Source organism: Capnocytophaga felis (assembly GCF_009684755.1).
GTDB lineage: Bacteria > Bacteroidota > Bacteroidia > Flavobacteriales > Flavobacteriaceae > Capnocytophaga > Capnocytophaga felis.
Genome location: NZ_BLBC01000005.1, coordinates 611,478 through 630,987, shown reverse-complemented (window position 1 = coordinate 630,987; position 19,510 = coordinate 611,478). Strand labels below are relative to the sequence as shown.

General features: G+C 37.7%; 14 protein-coding genes. 6 read left to right on the top strand and 8 right to left on the bottom strand.

Annotated elements, in window-relative coordinates:
* The first annotated feature begins 8 nt into the window (after positions 1–8).
* From GN105_RS04145 to GN105_RS04135, 3 genes are all read left to right on the top strand, one after another.
* Positions 9–1,058 (top strand): endonuclease/exonuclease/phosphatase family protein, encoded by a 1,050-nt coding sequence (locus tag GN105_RS04145; RefSeq protein WP_155284154.1) that lies wholly within the window; start codon positions 9–11, stop codon positions 1,056–1,058.
* Between the two features lie 98 nt (positions 1,059–1,156).
* Positions 1,157–1,762: a DUF8309 domain-containing protein gene (locus tag GN105_RS04140; RefSeq protein ID WP_095895758.1), complete on the top strand. Its 606-nt coding sequence runs from the start codon at positions 1,157–1,159 to the stop codon at positions 1,760–1,762.
* A gap of 274 nt (positions 1,763–2,036) precedes the next feature.
* Positions 2,037–3,350, top strand: coding sequence for a Na+/H+ antiporter NhaC family protein (locus GN105_RS04135; RefSeq protein ID WP_155284153.1), 1,314 nt, complete (start codon positions 2,037–2,039; stop codon positions 3,348–3,350).
* Between the two features lie 69 nt (positions 3,351–3,419).
* Here the strand turns inward: GN105_RS04135 and alaS are convergent, their stop codons facing one another.
* The gene (alaS, locus tag GN105_RS04130; RefSeq protein WP_155284152.1) at positions 3,420–6,056 is read right to left on the bottom strand and encodes an alanine--tRNA ligase; all 2,637 of its coding nucleotides are present in this window, start codon (positions 6,054–6,056) and stop codon (positions 3,420–3,422) included.
* Between the two features lie 194 nt (positions 6,057–6,250).
* The gene (locus GN105_RS04125; protein WP_173014960.1) at positions 6,251–7,270 is read right to left on the bottom strand and encodes a glycosyl hydrolase; all 1,020 of its coding nucleotides are present in this window, start codon (positions 7,268–7,270) and stop codon (positions 6,251–6,253) included.
* Positions 7,271–7,495: 225 nt separating this feature from the next.
* On the opposite strand from GN105_RS04125, the gene GN105_RS04120 reads away from it, so the two are divergent.
* Genes GN105_RS04120 through GN105_RS04110 form a run of 3 tightly spaced genes read left to right on the top strand, consistent with a single transcriptional unit; the run spans position 7,496 to position 9,200 of the window.
* Positions 7,496–8,473 carry a M23 family metallopeptidase gene (locus tag GN105_RS04120; protein WP_155284150.1) on the top strand — a complete coding sequence of 326 codons (978 nt, stop codon included), beginning with the start codon at positions 7,496–7,498 and terminating at the stop codon, positions 8,471–8,473.
* 3 nt (positions 8,474–8,476) lie between these two features.
* The gene (locus tag GN105_RS04115; protein ID WP_155284149.1) at positions 8,477–8,809 is read left to right on the top strand and encodes a MerR family transcriptional regulator; all 333 of its coding nucleotides are present in this window, start codon (positions 8,477–8,479) and stop codon (positions 8,807–8,809) included.
* A gap of 25 nt (positions 8,810–8,834) precedes the next feature.
* A complete protein-coding gene (locus GN105_RS04110) occupies positions 8,835–9,200 on the top strand; it encodes an arsenate reductase family protein (RefSeq protein ID WP_155284148.1) in 366 nt (121 codons plus the stop codon).
* On the opposite strand, the gene GN105_RS04105 is transcribed toward GN105_RS04110, so the two are convergent.
* The 6 genes from GN105_RS04105 to GN105_RS04080 form a co-directional block, all read right to left on the bottom strand.
* Positions 9,186–10,166: a LuxE/PaaK family acyltransferase gene (locus tag GN105_RS04105; RefSeq protein WP_155284147.1), complete on the bottom strand. Its 981-nt coding sequence runs from the start codon at positions 10,164–10,166 to the stop codon at positions 9,186–9,188. The genes GN105_RS04110 and GN105_RS04105 overlap by 15 nt on opposite strands.
* 108 nt (positions 10,167–10,274) lie before the next feature.
* The gene (locus GN105_RS04100; RefSeq protein WP_155284146.1) at positions 10,275–12,488 is read right to left on the bottom strand and encodes a glycoside hydrolase family 3 C-terminal domain-containing protein; all 2,214 of its coding nucleotides are present in this window, start codon (positions 12,486–12,488) and stop codon (positions 10,275–10,277) included.
* A 151-nt stretch (positions 12,489–12,639) separates the two neighbouring features.
* On the bottom strand, positions 12,640–13,344 hold the full coding sequence (locus GN105_RS04095; protein WP_155284145.1) for an SGNH/GDSL hydrolase family protein: 705 nt from the start codon (positions 13,342–13,344) through the stop codon (positions 12,640–12,642).
* Between the two features lie 31 nt (positions 13,345–13,375).
* The gene (locus GN105_RS04090; RefSeq protein ID WP_155284144.1) at positions 13,376–14,869 is read right to left on the bottom strand and encodes an endo-1,6-beta-glucanase; all 1,494 of its coding nucleotides are present in this window, start codon (positions 14,867–14,869) and stop codon (positions 13,376–13,378) included.
* Entirely contained in the window at positions 14,869–16,377 is a 1,509-nt protein-coding gene (locus tag GN105_RS04085) for a RagB/SusD family nutrient uptake outer membrane protein (protein WP_155284143.1), read from the bottom strand. Before GN105_RS04085 ends, GN105_RS04090 begins: the two co-directional genes overlap by 1 nt.
* Positions 16,378–16,389: 12 nt before the next feature.
* Positions 16,390–19,359 carry a SusC/RagA family TonB-linked outer membrane protein gene (locus GN105_RS04080; RefSeq protein WP_155284142.1) on the bottom strand — a complete coding sequence of 990 codons (2,970 nt, stop codon included), beginning with the start codon at positions 19,357–19,359 and terminating at the stop codon, positions 16,390–16,392.
* Positions 19,360–19,510 lie beyond the last annotated feature (151 nt).

The following is a 19,510-nucleotide window of genomic DNA, read 5'->3' as shown; positions in this document are numbered from 1 at the left end:
ATACGGATATGAAAAAATATTACAACTCACTTTTTGTGGCAATGCTTCTGTTAGTGTCACTAAAAGTACAGGCACAGGAAAAGAAATTTATGGTTAGAACAATCGCTTTTTATAACGTGGAGAATTTGTTTGATACGATTAATGATCCTCGAAAATTTGATGACGACCGTACTCCGGAAGGAGCAGATCGTTGGATGTCAAAGGTTTATAATGACCACGTTCAGAAAATAGCAAAAGTGATTTCGGAAATAGGAAGTGACGTAACTAAGCAAGCTCCCGATATTGTAGGATTATGTGAGGTTGAAAATGAAAATGTTATAGTCGATTTGATAAACACAGATTACCTGAGAAAGTATAACTACGGCATTGTGCATTTTGATTCTCCTGATAGTCGTGGGATTGATGTTGCTTTGATTTACAAAAGAAATGTGTTCAAGCCTATTTCAGAATCAAAACATCCTTTGAAAATCTATGATGCTGACGGAAAACGCAGATACACACGTGACCAGCTTTTGGTAAGCGGAATGTTTGATGGTGAGTTGATGCATTTTATCGTAAATCACTGGCCTTCAAGAAGTGGAGGAGAAGCGGTAAGTCGCCCGAAACGCGAAGCAGCGGCAACATTGAATAAGACAATAATTGACTCGCTTTTGGCAAAAAATCCTGATGCAAAAATACTAAGTATGGGGGATTTTAATGACGACCCTACCAACACAAGTTTTAAAAAAATACTGAAAACGGAAGGCAAAAAAGAAAAGGTAAAGTCGGGTGGGTTGTACAATCCTATGGAAGAAATGCTGAAAAAAGGCATTGGCTCGCTTGCGTATCAGGACGGTTGGAATTTGTTTGACCAAATTTATTTCACGCAAGAGTTATTAAAAGAAGATAAATCAACCTATCGTTATTGGAAGGCCGCCGTGTTTAACAAATCTTATTTGGCAAATCCTCAGGGGCGTTACAAAGGATATCCCTTCCGGAGTATGTCCAACGGGAATTATACTTGGGGATATTCCGACCATTTCCCTGTGTATCTTTACCTGATTAAAGAGAAAAAGTAAACTAAAAAGAAGTTTGAAAAACATTCCCGTTCTTCAAACTTCTTTTTTTATCAAAATTTAATGTGGTAGGTTGATTTTACAACGAAAAATAGAAAACTATGTTGAAAAGAATTAAATTATCAGATAATCAGGTTTATACAATAAAAATTTCGGAGGAAATTTTTAGCATTGTACAACATCGTGAAAATACTTTTTTTGAGTTCTTCGATATTTTCTTTAATCAACCCAACGACAAGAAATTATTACATTTGGACTTAAACACAATTCCTGTGCTTTGTACGTACTCGTTGGCTACTAATAAATTAAAGGATTTTTTCGTGCGAAGAGAAACTTTGATAAAGCCGAACGAGCGAGAATGTAATCGCATTTTTTTTCATCCGTTTCATTATATGATGGAAAGTTTACGGCAAGGGAAAAATCTTCCGGAGGGTATAGCTTTGATTCAACGAAAATCATTACAGAGTGTTGATTATGAAGTTTTAATAGAGTATTTAAACAGAAAAGACCATTTGAATGAAATTTATCAGTATAATAGTTTGGGAATGGCAGGAAGCACCCAAAAGCTACAAACTGAATTGCTAAAATATGTCCGAACAGGTGAGTTTTGGAGTGAATCCAAAGTGAGTTTATTTCCTGAGGTAGCTCCTTATCAAAAAGGTAAACCTATTTTGCACGAGGTAAGCGAATTTGAAAGCGAGAAATAATTCAATTTTGAAATAAAAACCGCCAAACTACGAAAAACTTCATACTATTTTAAAACGATTTTTGCACAATTTTTTATTGAAGCAATGGTCATCGTCATCTTGATTTTCTACAATCAAATAATAAATCATCTGTTTTTTTAAGGAATTTTTCTTTTCCAAAAGAATGTTGTTTGGGAAATTTTTAATATATCATAGTGGTTTTAGTAGAAAAATATTTTATGATTTGTGAAATAATACATATTTTTGCACGCTAAAATTTTATTTCTGTATTAAAATGTCTTTAAAGAAAGAGTCGGGGATTGTTTCGGTAATTCCGTTACTGGTTTTTGTTATTATCTTCTTGGGAGGAGGAATTTACTTTGATGATTTTTATTCTTTGCCAACGCCTTTGGTGGCTTTGATAGGGGTTATTGTGGCTTTGCTGATTTATAAAGCTCCTTTTGCAGAAAAGATGGATGTCTTTTTCAAAGGGGCAGGGAACAATAATGTATTGACAATGTGCGTTATCATTTTGTTTGCCGGAGCATTTGCTACCGTGGCGAAAGCCTCCGGAAGTGTGGAAAGCATCGTCAATTTGGGGATATCGTACATTTCACCACAATATTTTCCGTTAGGAATTTTTGTAATAGCTTCATTTTTATCATTTTCAACAGGAACTTCCGTGGGTACAATCACCACATTGGCTCCTGTTGTAATTAGTTTGGCAGAACAAAGTGATTTGAATGCTTCTTTGGTTGGGGCTTGCTTACTTTCGGGGTCGATGTTTGGCGATAATCTTTCTCTGATTTCGGATACAACTATAGTAGCCACACAAACGATGGGCTGCAAGATGGACGAAAAGATGAAGGCCAATGCACGAATTGCCTTTCCAGCAGCGGTATTAACTGTGATAATCCTTCTGTTTTTGGGGAATTCTCAGGCGAAGGAAATCGCTATAGAAACACAGCAAGATGTTAATTATGTTTTGATATTGCCCTATTTGGCGGTTGTCGTGCTATCTTTATTGGGAATAAATGTTTTTGTTTCACTGCTTTTGGGAGTGTTTTTTTCCGGAACTCTTGGAATGATTTACGGAAAATTCGATTTTCTGGAGTTTGTAAATCACACCTACCGAGGTTTTACTGATATGTCTGAAATTTTTCTTCTATTCTTCTTTACAGGAGGATTGGCAGCCTTGGTGGAGCATTTCGGAGGAATTCAATTTATGATGAAATTCATTCAAAAACGCATCAAATCACCTAAAACAGCATTATTGGGAATGGGAACTCTGGTCGGAACTACTGATTTTTGTGTAGCAAACAACACGGTTTCCATTCTGATAGTATCAAAAATTTCCAGAAAAATAGCCAATCAATTTCATCTTTCCGGTAGAGATGTTGCTTCTGTTTTGGATATCTTTTCGTGCTATGTGCAGGGAATTATTCCATATGGGGCACAAATCATAGCCTTGATTGAACTGAGTAAAGGCACGATTAGCTATCCGGAAGTGGCTGGTTATGCCATTTATTTGCATTTGTTATTGCTTTCTGCGTTAGTGTATATTTTTATCAGAAAATACAAAAAGTCTGATTTTCAAATGTCTTTATAATGTTTAGTGAATATAAAATTCTCCCTCATAGCAAAGTTTGAGGGAGAATTTATTGTTTAATTTAAAGTTCTATTTTACATAGTTTTCAGCTTCTTTTAGTGCTTCTTCAATTCCCGCTGGGTTTTTACCGCCCGCCGTGGCAAAGAAAGGCTGTCCGCCTCCACCTCCGTGAATGTATTTGCCCAATTCGCGAACCACTTTGCCTGCGTCTAAGCCTTTTTCTGTAACTAAATCTTTGGATATGTAGCACAACAACAAGGCTTTACCGCCTTCCTGTTCAGAACCGAACAAAATAAACGCATTCGGTACTTCATTTCCTAACTGAAAGGCGAGGTCTTTCAAATTGGCAATGTCTAAATTTACTTTTTGCGATAGAAATGCTACTCCGTTTACTTCCTTAAATTCGTTTTTAAGGTTGGATTTGAGATTTTTAGCTTGCTCTTTTTTCAAATTTTCAAGTTCTTTTTGTAAACGAGCGTTTTCTTCTTGTAGGTTTTCAACGGCTTTGAGCGGGTCTTGCGTGTTTTTCGTTATTTGACGAAGTTTTTCCACAATTGCCTCTTGCTCTTTGAAATATGCTAAAGCAGTTTCTTGTGTGATGGCTTCAATTCGGCGAATTCCTGAAGCTACTGCCCCTTCCGACAAAATTTTAAAATACCAAATATCTCCCGTGTTTTTTACGTGCGTTCCTCCGCAAAGTTCCTTACTGTCAGAAAATTGAATCATACGTACTCTGTCTCCGTATTTTTCTCCGAAAAGTGCCATCGCTCCGGCGTCCATTGCCTGCTGAATCGGTATGTTTCGATGTTCTTGCAGTTCGATTTTTTGTTCAATGCGTTCGTTTACAAGCTTTTCAATTTCGGAAATTTCTTCGTTAGTTAATTTCTGAAAATGAGAAAAGTCAAACCGAAGACGTTTAAAATCAACCAATGAGCCTTTTTGTTCCACGTGCGTTCCTAATACTTCACGAAGTGCTTGATGCAGAAGGTGCGTTGCGGTGTGGTTAGCCTGCGTCAGTTTTCTGCTTAAAGGATGCACTTCTGCTTTGAAAGGGTCGGTAAGATTATCCGGTAGGGTTTCGGAAATGTGAATAATCAGGTTGTTTTCTTTCTTAGTATCAACGATATAGATAACTTCTCCGTTTGCCGATTGTAGCGTACCTTTGTCGCCTGCTTGTCCACCTCCTTCCGGATAAAAAGGCGTTACGTTGAATACCAATTGGTAAAACGTTCCGTCTTTTTGGCTTTCTACTTTGCGATATTTTACCACCCGCACGATGGCTTCCAAAGTATCATAACCGATAAATTCTTCTTCCTCATCATCACGAAGAACCACCCAATCATCAGCTTTTACCTGTGCTGCAGCTCGCGAACGTTCTTTTTGTTTTTGAAGATTTTCCTCAAAGCCTTTTTCGTCCAAAGTTAATCCTTTTTCGGAGAGAATTAACGCTGTAAGGTCGATAGGAAATCCGTACGTGTCATAAAGTTCAAAAGCCTTACTTCCAGAAAGTTGCTTATCCGTAACATTGTTTATCATTACATCAAGCATTAATAAACCTTGCTCCAAAGTACGTAAGAAAGAGGCTTCTTCTTCTTTGATGACGTTTTCCACCAAAATTTGCTGTTTTTCAATCTCCGGAAAAACTTCACCCATTTGTAAAGCTAAGGTTTCCACTAATTTATAGATGAAAGGTTCTTTTTGATTTAGGAATGTAAATCCGTAGCGAATGGCGCGACGCAAAATACGACGGATAACGTAACCAGCTCCGTTGTTGGAAGGTAGCTGTCCGTCAGCAATAGCGAACGAAACCGCACGGATATGGTCGGCAATTACGCGTATGGCGATGTTTGTTTGCTCTTCTTCAGAAGAAACCTCGTTTCCTTTGGTGTATTTATGTTGGGTAATTTCTTCAATTTTGTGAATCAAAGGCGTAAAAACATCGGTGTCGTAATTGGATTGCACGCCTTGCAGTACCATACAAAGTCGTTCAAACCCCATTCCGGTATCTACGTGTTGAGCAGGCAATTTTTCGAGCGAACCGTCTGCTTTACGATTAAATTCCATAAAGACGTTGTTCCATATCTCAATAACTTGCGGATGGTCTTTATTAACCAAATCACGCCCTGCCGTTTTGCTTTTCTCGCTTTCCGAACGCAAATCCACGTGAATTTCAGTACACGGACCACACGGACCTTGGTCTCCCATTTCCCAGAAGTTGTCTTTTTTATTTCCGAGCAGAATGCGGTCTTCGGCGATAAGTCCTTTCCAAATGTCAAACGAGTCTTGGTCAAACGGAACATTATCTTCCTTACTTCCTTCAAAAACAGTTACGTACAGATTTTTTTTCGGGATTTTATATACTTCGGTTAAAAGTTCCCACGCCCACGAAATGGCTTCCTTTTTGAAGTAATCGCCAAACGACCAGTTTCCGAGCATCTCAAACATTGTGTGGTGGTAGGTGTCTTTTCCAACTTCTTCCAAATCATTGTGTTTTCCTGAAACTCGCAGACATTTTTGGGTGTCGGCAATGCGTTTGCTTTTGGGTTTTCCGTTGCCCAAAAAATATTCCTTGAACTGATTCATTCCGGCATTGGTGAACATCAGTGTGGGGTCGTTTTTAATAACCATAGGAGCAGAAGGAACAATCAAATGCCCTTTGCTCTCGAAAAATTTCAAAAATTCTTGACGTATTTCCTGTGAAGTCATATTAATGTGTGTGTTTTTTTGAAAAACTTGATTTTTCGTGCAAAAATAGAAATTATTTGCAAATCATCTTGTTAGATTGTAAAATAATTTTATGAAATATTTTTCTTGCTTAATGTTGAGTAAAAAGTTGTTTTACAGTGAGTTAAAAATATCGCCTATTTGCCGAGGTTTTGTTTTTTGATTTACTTGGTACTTTATCGGCTGATTACGTAAGGCAGGGACATCGCATTAATCCAGAAATCATCGCTGCACCTTACATTCGTTGGTTCTTTCCCTTCGTTGAAAAGATAATCGTACCAAGGCATAAAGTAAAGCCAACATGTTCCGTTTGCCCATTGTTGCTCAATTGAGGCTTGTTTTTTGATGATTGTTCTTCCTGCCAGCAAATTTCCGCATTCGCTGAGGCTAATCATTTTCTTCTTGTGTAACTTCTTTATTTGTAGCCAATTATTGTGATTTTGAGATACATTTTTTCCGTAAAGGTCTTTTCCTATAATATCAACATAATCATTACCCGGATACCACTGGGAATCACCTTCTTTTTCCGTAGTCCAAACCCATATTAAGTTGTGAATTCCTTTCTGTTGCAGGTAGTTATATACATACTTCCATAGGCGTACATAAGCTTCAGCTCCCTCTTTTCCCCACCAGAACCAAGCTCCGGAAGCTTCGTGAAAAGGTCGCCAAAGGGCTGCTATCTTTTCGGATTGTAATTTGGATAACGTATTGCAAACCTTGTCCAATTGTTCGTGAAAGAAACGACTTTCCCACGTGTTTGACAGAAAAATATTAGAAATTTTGAATTTAGTGTCCGTTTTGTAGGTGTAAGAATCGGAATTTTCAGATTTTGGGACGTAAAAATGCCACATAAGAGAAACAATTCCTCCTGCATTTGCCCAATCTTTTACCGGAGTAATGTCAGAATAATCAATCCAATTTGCGGGAGAGTGATGAATGTGAATGAAATCAAAACAGTTCATTGCCGGATATTTCCCGGTGAGTTTATAAACGTTTTCGGCTTCCGTTGTATTCCAATTGACGTTTGCCATTGTTGAAGACAAGATTTTCTTTCCGTATATGGAACGAAGGTAATTGTAGAGGTTTTTAGCTTCCTCAGATGCTTGATTATCAGCAAGGGTAGAAGTTATTTCTTCAGTGGGCTCATCGCTGATATCCTCCTTGCGGCAAGCATTGAAAATAAATGATAGTAACATAATGATAATTAAGTAAATAACAGACTTCATTACAGAAAAATATAGCCATTGTGTGAGACAAAAATAAATAAATTTATTTAAATATGATTGACTTCAAATCGGTTAAAAAATCAAACAGAAAATGTTATGTTTTTCAATTTGTTTGAAAAAATTTTTACCTTTGTAAAATCTGACAAATTTTTTGAGAGAAATTAATTGTCGGGATTTTTATCACAACTAACAAAGATGAAAAAAATTAAATATTATTACGACCCGGAAACACTCTCTTACAAGCGGATTATCAGTAGAAAACGTACTAAAGTACGAAATGTCCTTCTTTTTTTGACGGCTTCGGCTCTTTTTGGAGGCATTGCGATGTTTTTGATGGTTAATACGCGTTTTTTTTACACTCCGCGAGAAGTTTCTTTGCAACGTGAAATAAAGCAATACGAAACCAATTTCCAGATTTTAAACAAAAAAATGGAACATATGGAGGAAGTTCTGGCAAATATCCAAGAACGAGATAACAATATGTATCGGCTTTATTTTGAGGCAGCTCCGATTCCTGAAGAACAACGGCGTAGTGGCTTTGGCGGAGTGAATCGGTATGAGCATTTGGAAAACTACGATAATTCAAAATTGATTATCAGTACCACAAAACGATTGGAAATTCTTCAAAAACAATTAGTTGTTCAATCAAAATCGTTAGATGAAATAGCGGATTTGTCCAAAGAAAAAGAAAAGTTTTTGTCCTCAATTCCTGCAATACAACCTGTTGATAATAAGGATTTAACCCGAATGGCTTCAGGGTTTGGTTGGCGTAATGACCCTTTTACTAAAGCTCGTAAATTTCACAACGGAATGGATTTCACAGCTCCTCAAGGAACACCGATTTACGCCTCAGGCGACGGAGTTGTAATTCGTGCCGATGATGCTTCTTCCGGATACGGCAAACACATACGCATCAATCACGGTTATGGTTATGTAACCTTATATGCTCATTTACACGAATATAAGGTGAAAGTGGGTCAGAAAGTAAGAAGAGGAGATATGATAGGAACTGTAGGAAATACAGGACGCTCCCAAGCTCCGCACCTGCATTATGAAATCATCAAAGACGGAGAACATATCAACCCAATTCATTTCTATTACGGAAATTTAACCCCAGATGAATATGCCGAAATGATTCGCGTTTCAACTCAAGAAAATCAATCAATGGATTAATAAATGGAAATCAATTTACCTGAAAAATTATATTACACCATAGGCGAAGTGGCGAAGGCTTTCAACGTAAATACTTCGCTGATACGTTTTTGGGAAAAGGAGTTTGAAATGATTAGCCCAAGAAAAAATGCTAAAGGGAGCCGAAAGTTTTCTGCCGATGATGTAAAAAAATTGCAATTAATTTATCATTTGGTGAAAGAACAAGGGCACACTTTGGAAGGGGCCAGACAAAAACTTCAAGAAAATACACAAAAAACATTTTCCAATTACGAAATTGTTGAAAAGTTGGAACGCGTCAAACAAATGTTGATATATTTGAAGGAAGAAATGGATTAATTGTGTCATTTTAAAATAAATTGTTTTGAATAAAATATATTACCTCAGCACTTGCGACACTTGCAAGCGTATTCTTAAAGAATTAGATTTTTCCGAAAAGTTTGATTTACAGGATATTAAGAAGAATCCGATTTCGGAGGAAGAACTCAGTTTCCTGAAAGACAAAGTAGGAAGCTACGAAAAGCTTTTCAATAAACGTTCACAACTTTACAAACAACGAAATTTGAAAGACCAAAATTTATCCGAAAATGATTACAAAAACTTCATTTTGGAACATTACACGTTTTTGGTTCGTCCTGTGATGATTGTTGATAATCAGGTGTTTGTGGGGAATTCTTCAAAAGTGATTTCAGAAGTGAAAGATAAACTGCAAATATTACATAACCAATAAGTTACAGCCTCTTATGTCGGCATTGTCAAATCTGCCTAAAATCTCAAAAGAGCCATCGTTGTAAACTTTTCCCAAATCTTGAGTGGCGATAAAACTGCACGAATGCACATTCGCCAAATCAATGACATTTACGCCGCCACTTTTCCCATTAGGAAGAAAAGACAAAGCGTCGTTGGTGTCACGAATCAGAACTTTCATCCAAGGAACGGTTTTGAAAATTCCGTTTCCTTTTGAATATCCTTGTGAAAGTAATTCCGTCATACCATATTCAGAATGAATATTTTGCAATCCGAATCCATCACTCAGAATTTGATGCAGTTCCTCTCGGATGAGTTCCTTTCGGCGTCCTTTCATTCCTCCAGTTTCCATTACAATGGTGTTTTTCAAATTAAATTGATGTTTTTCAATCAAATCCAATAATGCAAAAGAAACGCCAATTAGCAATGTTTTTTGTCCTTTTTTGTCCAAATCTTTAAGAATTTCGGCTAATTTATCCAATTCGTAAAGATAAAATCCACTATTTTTATTTTTTGATTGCTTGATAAGGTCTTCCACCATATAAATTAATGAAGAACCAGACCGTTCCAAATAGGAGGGAAGAAGTGCCAAAATCGCATATTCCGAAGGCTTTCCGTAGAACAACTCAAATCCTTTTCGGAAACTTTTCTCATAAACAGCAATATCTTTCACAAAATGTTTGGAGGTAACCATTCCTGTTGTTCCGCTACTTGTAAATACTTGTTTTTCAAGATTATTTCCACAGAAAATTCGTTTTGATTTGAAGAATTCAATTGGTAAGAAAGGAATGTCATAGACAGAACGCACATTATCAGGATTTTTCTTCAAATAAGAACAAAATTCCTTGTATATCACATTATTTTTAAATTGATAATCAAATATTTCTAAAGAAATTTGTTCAAATTCTTTATCTGTTTTGATAGAAAAAATACGCTCCTCAAGTTTCATTTTTGATTTTGAAAAATAATTCTTTGCAAAGATAAGAGAGTTTTGAATAAAAAATAAAACTGCCCGAAAAACATTTTGTCTTTCAGGCAGTGATTGAGTGTTAAGAAACTATTGTAAAGAGAAATTTATTTTCGTTCTGATATCTGAAGATGAACTTCCTATAATGGCTTCAAATTCACCTTTTTCGGCAATCCATTCGTGTTTTTTGTCATCAAAGAATGAAAGAGCTTCTTTGTCGATGGTAAATTTTACAATTTTGCTTTCACCGGCTTTTAAATACACTTTTTCAAAACCTTTGAGCTCCTTGTACGGGCGCATCACAGACGATTTCACATCACGAATATACAACTGAACCACTTCGGCTCCGTCTCTGTTTCCTGTGTTTTTTACGCTAACGGAGAAAGTTATTTTGTCATTGACTGACATCGTTTTTTTGTCGGCTGAAACTTTTCCGTATTCAAACGTGGTGTAGGAAAGTCCGTGCCCGAAAGCAAATAACGGTTTGATTTTTTTGGTATCTGCCCAACGATATCCCACCAAAATTCCTTCGTGATAAGTTTCATTTTCGCCTCCGGGATATTCGCCCATAGCGTGAGCACCGTTGTCTTCCAATTTTACAGGAAACGTAAAGGGAAGTTTTCCAGAAGGATTCACATCGCCTACCAAAATATCAGCTAAAGCATTTCCAGCCTCTGAGCCTAAATACCAATTCTGTACGATTGCCGGAACTTCTTTTACCCAAGGCATTGCCACAGCATTTCCTGAAATCATCACTACAATCAGGTTTTTGTTGGCTTTTGCCAAAGCACTGATTACAGCATCTTGTCCGTAAGGTAATCCGTAAGATTTTCGGTCATTGCCCTCACAATCTTGCCCGTCGTGTTTGTTTAATCCGCCGATGAAAATCACATAATCCGCACTTTTGGCGACGTTTACGGCTTCTGAAATCATTTCAGAAGCAGGGCGTTTGTCTGCAATGTTCTGACCCGCACTAAGTCCGTCTTGGTCTTTATAATCATCACTGGCATAGCCTCTTGCAAAAATAACTTCTGCTTCATTGCCGATGCGTTTTTTTATTCCGTCGAAAGGAAGAATTTCGTGAACAGCTTTTAAAGAAGAACTTCCGCCACCAACAGTCATCACTTTAATTGCGTTTTCACCAATGATGGCGATTTTTTTAGCTTTTTTCAAGTCTAAAGGCAATACGTTTCTTTCATTTTTTAGTAAAACAATTCCTTCCTGACCGATTTTTCGGGCTACTGCGAAATGTTCAGGCGAAGCGAACGAACCAAAAGGACGATTTGGAGCCATATTGGTACGGAACACCAAGCGTAAGATGTTCCTTGCCTTTTCATTTACGACTTCTTCTTTAATTTCACCTGATTTTAATTTCTTTAAGAAAGGTTGAGCCAAATAATAGCTATCATAAGCATTTTTAGTGTTTTGGGTCAGCCCATCTGTCCAAGTACCGAATTCCATATCCAATCCGTGGTGTGCGGCGTGGTCGGTGTTATTTACAGCTCCCCAGTCGGAAATCACAGCTCCGTCAAAATTCCATTCCTTACGAAGAATATCCACCAAAAGGTATTTATTCTGGCTTGCCCATTGGTCTTTGTATTTGTTGTAAGCTCCCATAATTGACCACGTTTTTCCTTCTTGAACGGCAGCTTTGAAGGCAGGAAGATAAATTTCGTACAAAGCACGGTCATTTAGCTTAACATTAACGGTATGGCGATTGATTTCTTGGTTGTTAAGAGCAAAATGTTTCACACAGGCTGCCACTCCGTTGGACTGAACTCCTTGAATGTAAGGTACTACCATTTTAGAAGCCAAATACGGGTCTTCGCCCATATATTCAAAATTACGTCCGTTTAATGGTGTACGATAGATGTTAATTCCGGGACCTAAAAGTACATTTTTATTTCGGTAGCGAGCCTCTTCCCCGATTGCCTTTCCGTAGAGTAATCCCATTTCAGGATTCCACGAAGCGGCAAGGCAGGTAAGAGCAGGAAAAGCAGTGCAGGAATCGTTCGTCCAGCCGGCTTGGTTCCACTCGTCCCACAGCACCTCGGGGCGTATTCCGTGAGGTCCGTCGGTCATCCAATTTTCAGGAATTCCCAAGCGAGGAACGCCCGGTGAGCTGAATTTGGATTGAGCGTGGCACATTGCTACTTTTTCTTCCAACGTCATTCGTGAAAGTGCGTCTTCAACACGCTTTTCAATGGGCTGGGAAGTATCTAAATATACGGGGAGTTTTTCTTGTGCCGAAAGAAATCCTACCGCACAAAAAAGAAAAATGGTTTTTATCGTTATTTTTTTCATTTCGTTGGATATTTTAATAAGTTGTTGTTTCTTTTTAAGGAATTTGATAATCAGTTCTGTAAGAGAAGAGCTTTAGAGTTACTACAAGCTCTTCCTCTTACATCACCGGAACTACTAACCCTAAATTTTACCACTAATTATGAAAAGTATTCTATTTTACTAAATAAGGCTTAATTATTTCAGTCCAAAGTCGGTAGCCTTCGGCATTGAGATGTAATTTATCTTCCACAAAAATATCTTGGCGTAAATTTTCTTCTGCATCGTACATCACTTTGGTAATATCGATATAAGTGTAATTTTGTTCTTTGGCATTTGCTTGCAAGAAACTGTTTACCAATAATTGGTCAGGCAATTGGTCGGCTTTGTGTTCGGAAGGTTTTAGCGATACAACGTAAAGCGATGCATTTGGGTAATCTTTTTTTAGCTTGGATATAAAAATTCGGAATAAATCAAAACATTTTACTGCCGAAACACTTTCTTTGTTAAATCCTAAATCATTTTCAACATAAAGTACGATTTTTTTAGGATTGTATCCTTTGGCAATCACTTTGTAATTGTAAATCATATCACGAAGCGTAGAACCTCCATACGAACGACGAATAATCTTCAAAGGAGCAAAATCTTCATAGATTGTTTTCCAAAGGTTTATGGACGAACTTCCAAGGAAAAGTACATCGCACGAACGATTGTTTAATTTTTTGTTTTCCTCTTTGTATTTATCGATATCGTGTTGATAACGTTTAATCCAAGCCGTTTCGTCGGTTTGTTTGAAAGGAATTTTAGTTTTGATAGAAGTAGTTTGTCCCCAAATGATTGCATTTGAGAATAATACGAATAAAAGAAATATTTTTTTCATTGTTATTTTGAATTTTTATCAAATATTTTAATTATTTCCATCTGAATGAAGCCACTGCATTGGCAGGAACGTTGTAAGAAAAATGTTTCTGACCATCGGTAACAACTATCTGAGTTTCTTGTTTGTTTTTGTTAAGCAATACTAAAGCGTAACTTCCGTCGGTATTTTGGAAAGAAGTACAGAGAATATTTTGGTCTGTATTTTTCTGGTTTTCAATCCGAATTGCGTCGGGTTTTATCACTGACGACAGATGCCCAATAACGTAATAATGCGAATTTTTGGTGATGGTTTTGTAATCACTTGATGAAATATCAACTGCTCCGTAGCAAGTTTTGCAACCGCCTTCACGATTGGGAGCTCCGTTTTCATCGAGCATTAAATTCCATACAATCACCGCTTTACACCAATTGTTTAACGTTCCGAAACCTATTTGTTCCATATCATCAGTCAAACGATGAGAAAGATTGCGACCGTCATTCCAGGTACCGATAGAGGTTTCGGTGAAAATCAATTCTTTATCAGGGTATTGATTGTGAATTTTTTCCAATTCGGAATAGTGCCCTCCGTAGTTGTGATACGCCGCTCCTGTGATGTATTTTGAGGCTTCTTCATCTTTGTAAATATGCGTTGGATAGCCCTGTTGTTCAGGCATATTGTCGTAATTGTAATTATGGTCAAACAGGTATATTTTATTGGAAAGATTATTTTCTTTCAGTGTTTTTCCTAAAGCTGTTTTTACAAAATTCAGCTGTTCTTGCCAACCCATAAACATTGATGCCGAATTTCGTCTATTAAGTGGTTCGTTTTGAATGGTAACTGCATCAATTTCAATGCCGTAACTTTTCATCGCTTGAAGCCATTTCACGAAATATGTAGCGTAATCCTGATAATATTTCGGGTTGAGACGACCGCTTGTCCATTGATTATGAGGCTGTAAATCTTTCAAATTATTGACTTTCATCCATCGAGGAGGTGTCCAAGGTGAGCCTATAATCTGAATATCAGGGTTTATTTCCAGAATTTCTTTCAAAATTGGGATAATGTACTGTGTATCTTCTTCTTGCAAAGCAAAATTTTCAATTCCGGGCGTATCGCAACAAGTGTATTCGCTGAGTGAAAAGTCAGAACAACCTATCGGAACACGGAGGTAACTCTGTCCAAGCCCTTCACTGACCGAAAAAGTTTCTTTTAAGAAAGATTTTCTGTCTTCTGGATTCATCTTCAGAAGGTTGTAACAAGTAGAACCTGTGATTGCCGAACCAAATCCGTATATTTTTTGAAATTTTCTGGCTGGATTTAACGTAATATTTGCCTGAATTGACGTTTTGTTTTCTTTAAGTGTAACTTCCTCTTTATGAAAGCTTTTCTCGCGATTTCCTGTGGAAACTAAAACCATTGCCTTGCCCAAATTATTACTAATCGGTGGCTGAGGAACTTCCGGGTCTCCAACGTTTTTATTTGATTTTGGGGTAGAACAAGCTACCCCAAAAAAACAAACTACAAGTAATGAATATACACTTTTCATTAGTATCCGGGATTTTGTGTTAACTTCGGATTGTTTTCAATTTCCGATTGCGGAACAGGGAATAATAAAGTGTCTTCCGTTAAAGGATATTTCATTTTTAAACGACCAGAATCTCTGGTATTAAGAGAGTTAATGGTTTCAATAGCCATATCGTTACGTACCAAATCAAACCAACGATGTCCTTCAAAAGCCAATTCCAAACGACGTTCGTTTAAAACGGCTTTCTTGACCTCTTCTTGTGAGTTTGGAGCAATGGGAGGTAGTTTTACTCTTGCTCGAACTCGATTAACCAAAGCCGTAGCATTTTGTAAATCGCCCAAAGCGGCATATGCTTCGGCTTTTAGCAAAAGGATATCCGCTAAACGCAGTTTTATAACGCTATTGGCACCGGAACGAATTTTGTACATAAACGGGTAGTTATCCGAAGGGTAGTAAATACTCCACGAGGGTTGCCCCCAAATGATGGCTTGATTTTTACGTATTTGGTCATTTTCAGCATCAAAAGCGGTAATCAAATCGCGTGAAGGAGTTACCCATTTTGCCCAATCGTAACGGCTTTTTGGGTTGATGTAATTTTTACCAAAGAGAGAAGTCAACCAATTTTGTCCGCCGGTTGAATAGGTAATTTCAAAAATTGACTCTGCCGAATTTCGTATTTTCACATCGGTACTAAAACCATCGGCACCGGGTTCATTAAGCTGAAATAAATCGGCATAATCGTTTAAAAGTGTAAAGCCATACGATTCCACGGCGTTACAATATTCGATGGTTTTGCTGTAATTCCGAATCGGTTTTTCCGCATACACTTTAGCCAGAAGTGCATTGGCTACTGCTTTATTCAGAACAAACTTGTCATTTGCTTGTACTTCAGGAGCATCGGCTAATGCTGCCTCAAGATTACTTTTAATTTCGGCATATACTTCCAATACGGGTTTTCTTTCTGGGAAAAGCAACTCATAGGTTTGAGCTATATTTCCCGATGAAATTTCGGGTATTTCCAATGAAGGAATTGGAATATCTCCCCAAAAACGAACCATATCGAACAACATCCAAGCCTTTAGAATGCGAGCTTCTGCCTTCCATTTTTTGCGTTCCGTGGGGGTAAGTGTAGGGTCCGTTACCCGATCTACATTAACAATTACGGCATTCGCTAAATTTATTCCTTGCAAGTATTTATTCCAATCACGTTTTATATTTGAATTGGATTGATCTTGACTGTGTTCCTCTATGCTAACGATACTGTTTGTGGTGGCACCAGCATAGGCGTTATCGGCACGAGTTTCTGTGTTTTGTAAAAGATCCAAAGTCCAAAACTCTTGTCCACTTTGTTTCATAAAGCTATAAATAGCTTCGTATTGGGTTTTCATTTGGGCTTTTGTTTCTATCTTAGAAGACTTGCTTTGCTGTTCCATATTCTTTTCGCTGAATTCGGAAATAGGATCTTTATCCAAATCACAAGCAGTTAGCAAGCTCAACGAAATTCCGATATAGTATATGTGCTTTTTCATAACATAATCATTTTAAAAATCAATGTTTAAACCAAATATAAGTGTTTTAATTTGAGGATATGTTCCCCAATCAATGCCTTGAACAGGGCCGCTCAAACCTTCGTTTACCTCAGGGTCAAAGCCTTTGTAATTGGTCAATGTCCACAAATTTTGCCCCGTTATGTAAGGTTGAATTTTATTTATGCCATATTTTTTAAGTGTTTCATTCGACAGGTTATAGGAAAGGGTTATTGTTTTCAATCTTAAATAAGAACCATCTTCTACCCAACGAGAGGAAGCTCTTACGTTTTGTAGGCTGTTAACAGCTCTGGGAATATCGGTGATTTGCCCTTTTTTTCTCCAACGATTTAGAACAACAGTAGATTGATTTTGGTCTTTGTACATACCTTCGGTTTCAATTCGAGAGGCATTGTAAATGTCATTTCCGTAAGAACCTTGTAAAAATATGCTGAGAGCGAAATTTTTATAAGAAAAATCATTGGTCATACCAAAGGTAAAGTCAGGATTGGGGTCGCCAATATAGGTTTTATCCGTAACTGATATTTTTCCGTCCCCATTTAAGTCTGTAAATTTGATATCTCCCGTATTTGGGTCAACGCCTTCACTGATAAGTCCCCAAAATTTACCAAGGGGTTCACCTTCCGTGATACGAACCACTTGTTCGGAGGTAGACTCGGAGGTATTTCCGTAATAGTAAGTTTTTTGCAGACTCAGTTTTGTAAGTTCATTTCGGTTAAATGAAATGTTGAAAGCAGTATTCCAAGTAAAGTTATTTACAAGATTTTGGCTGCTTAAGGCGAATTCTATTCCTTTATTAACCATTTCTCCTTCATTTCGATATATATTCGGAATTGGAGAAGTTGCCGGAAGCGGCACGTCCATCAACAAATCGGTTGTCTTTTTATAATAAGCATCTACGGTTAGGGAAAGTCTGCTTTTAAATAACGATAAATCTAACCCGATATTGGACTGGGTAGTGGTTTCCCAAGTTAAATTGGGGTTGGAAAAGGAGTTAGGGGTGAGGGTTATCATAGCATTTCCTTTGCCGGGCTCCCACCAATTTTGACGCCCAATGCTATAGCGTTGTAAATAACCATAATCAGAAATACCTGCTTGGTTACCCACTTGCCCCCAGCCTCCGCGTAATTTTAAATCGGATAACCAGGCAACGTCTTTTAAGAATTCTTCTCGTGAGATTCTCCAACCTACCGATACGGAAGGGAAATACCCCCAACGCTTACTCGGAGCCAATTTTGAGGAGCCGTCGGCACGGAAATTAGCCGTTAGTAAATATTTTCCGTCGTAATTGTAAGAAAAACGCCCCAAATAAGACATTATTGCCCACTGTGCCGCTTTTGTTCCGCTTCCCTGCAGAACTTTATTTCCGGCATTTAGTGTTTTAATATCGGAAGAGAAAAAGTGAGAAACATACAAGTAGCTTTCATTCCAATCGGAGGTAGTTCCTGAAGTACCTGCCAGAAACGACAACGAATGTTTATTGATATTTTTGTCGAAGGTTAGCAAATTATCAAAGGTAAGTACCGTATTATTGGTACGGGTATCACTGGCCAACCCGAATATACTTCGTCCGTAAGAGGTGGCTATAGGATCCGTCCAACGGGTGTCTTTTCTAACTAATCGGTCAATAGCAAATGTTGATTTGAATTTTAATCCGGGTAATAGCTGTATGATGGCTGAACCACTTCCGGTGAAACGATTGTTTTTCCAAGTGTTATCTGAATTTCTTGAAATATTTTCAATTGGGTGCGTTAGGTTAGCTCCGTAAAAATTGTAGTAATACCAGCCTTCTTCACCGGATTTGTTGCTCCAAATAGGAGCATATTTTGGTGCATTAATAACTGAAAGTACCACACCGGCTCTATTTGAACCCAGCCCCGTGATAATACCGTTTGACGAATAATCACCATAAGAAACATTAGCCTCAAAGCTGAGCCAATCTCTTACTTTGTTTTCCAAATTTAAACGTACGTTATAACGTTCAAAAAATGAAGTCCTGATAACCCCTTCTTCTTTTGAATGCCCTAAAGAGATGTAATATTTGGTTTTCTCAGAAGCATTAGAGAGGGCAAGTTGTTTACTTTGAGTGATACTCTTTCTGAAGGTTTCATCAAACCAATCGGTTTGGTCGGTAAGCCCATCGGGAAGCACAATTATCCCGATTTCGTCCATCAATTCTTTGTATTGAGCTGTGTTTAAGGATTCGATTCTCTTTCCTACCTGAGATAGCCCAACATAGGAATTGAATGAAACTTTAGGCTGATCTCCTACCCCTTTTTTGGTAGTGATTAAAACTACGCCATTGGCTGCACGAGAACCGTAAATAGCTGATGATGACGCATCTTTTAAGATTTGCATATCTTGAATATCGGTAGGAGCGATACCGCTAATGTCCTGTACCGGAACGCCATCTACCACATAAAGCGGGTCGTTTGAAGCACTGATAGAGGTATTCCCACGAATGCGTACTATCAATCCTGCTCCCGGTGAACCATTGGGCTGCACGACCTGAACCCCCGCGGCACGCCCTTGAATAGCCTGAGCCGCTGACGTTACCGGACGTTGGTCAATATCCTTCGTGCTTACTGAAGTGATGGCAGTAGTTACATCGCCTTTTTTCTGAGTACCGTAACCAATGACAACAATTTCGTCCAGTTCCTCGGTTTCTTCCTGCATTTTTACGTTAACGGTATTTCCCGTTACTCGCACATCAATAGTTTTGAAACCTATAAATGAAAATTCCAAAATGGCTCCTTGCGGGACATCTTTTAATTCAAATTTTCCATTAAAATCTGTTGATGTACCTTTGGTAGTTCCTTTCACCATTACAGAAACTCCTGAAAGAGGCATTCCTGTATCGTCGTTCACTGTTCCTGTTACTTGGAGGACACTTTGTGCCTCAACCGAAGCTATCCATCCGAGTAACAACACAAAACTAACTACATATTTTTTTAGTACTTTCATAAATAAAAATATTTAGATTATTAGTAACTCCTTGTGATGAAATTTAATCAATTCTTTCACAACCCAAAATTAATGAAAAACCAAATCCTGAAAATTTAGTGGAGTATAAAAGTACCGGTTTAAAAATACATTTATTTGTTTTTTAGTGAAT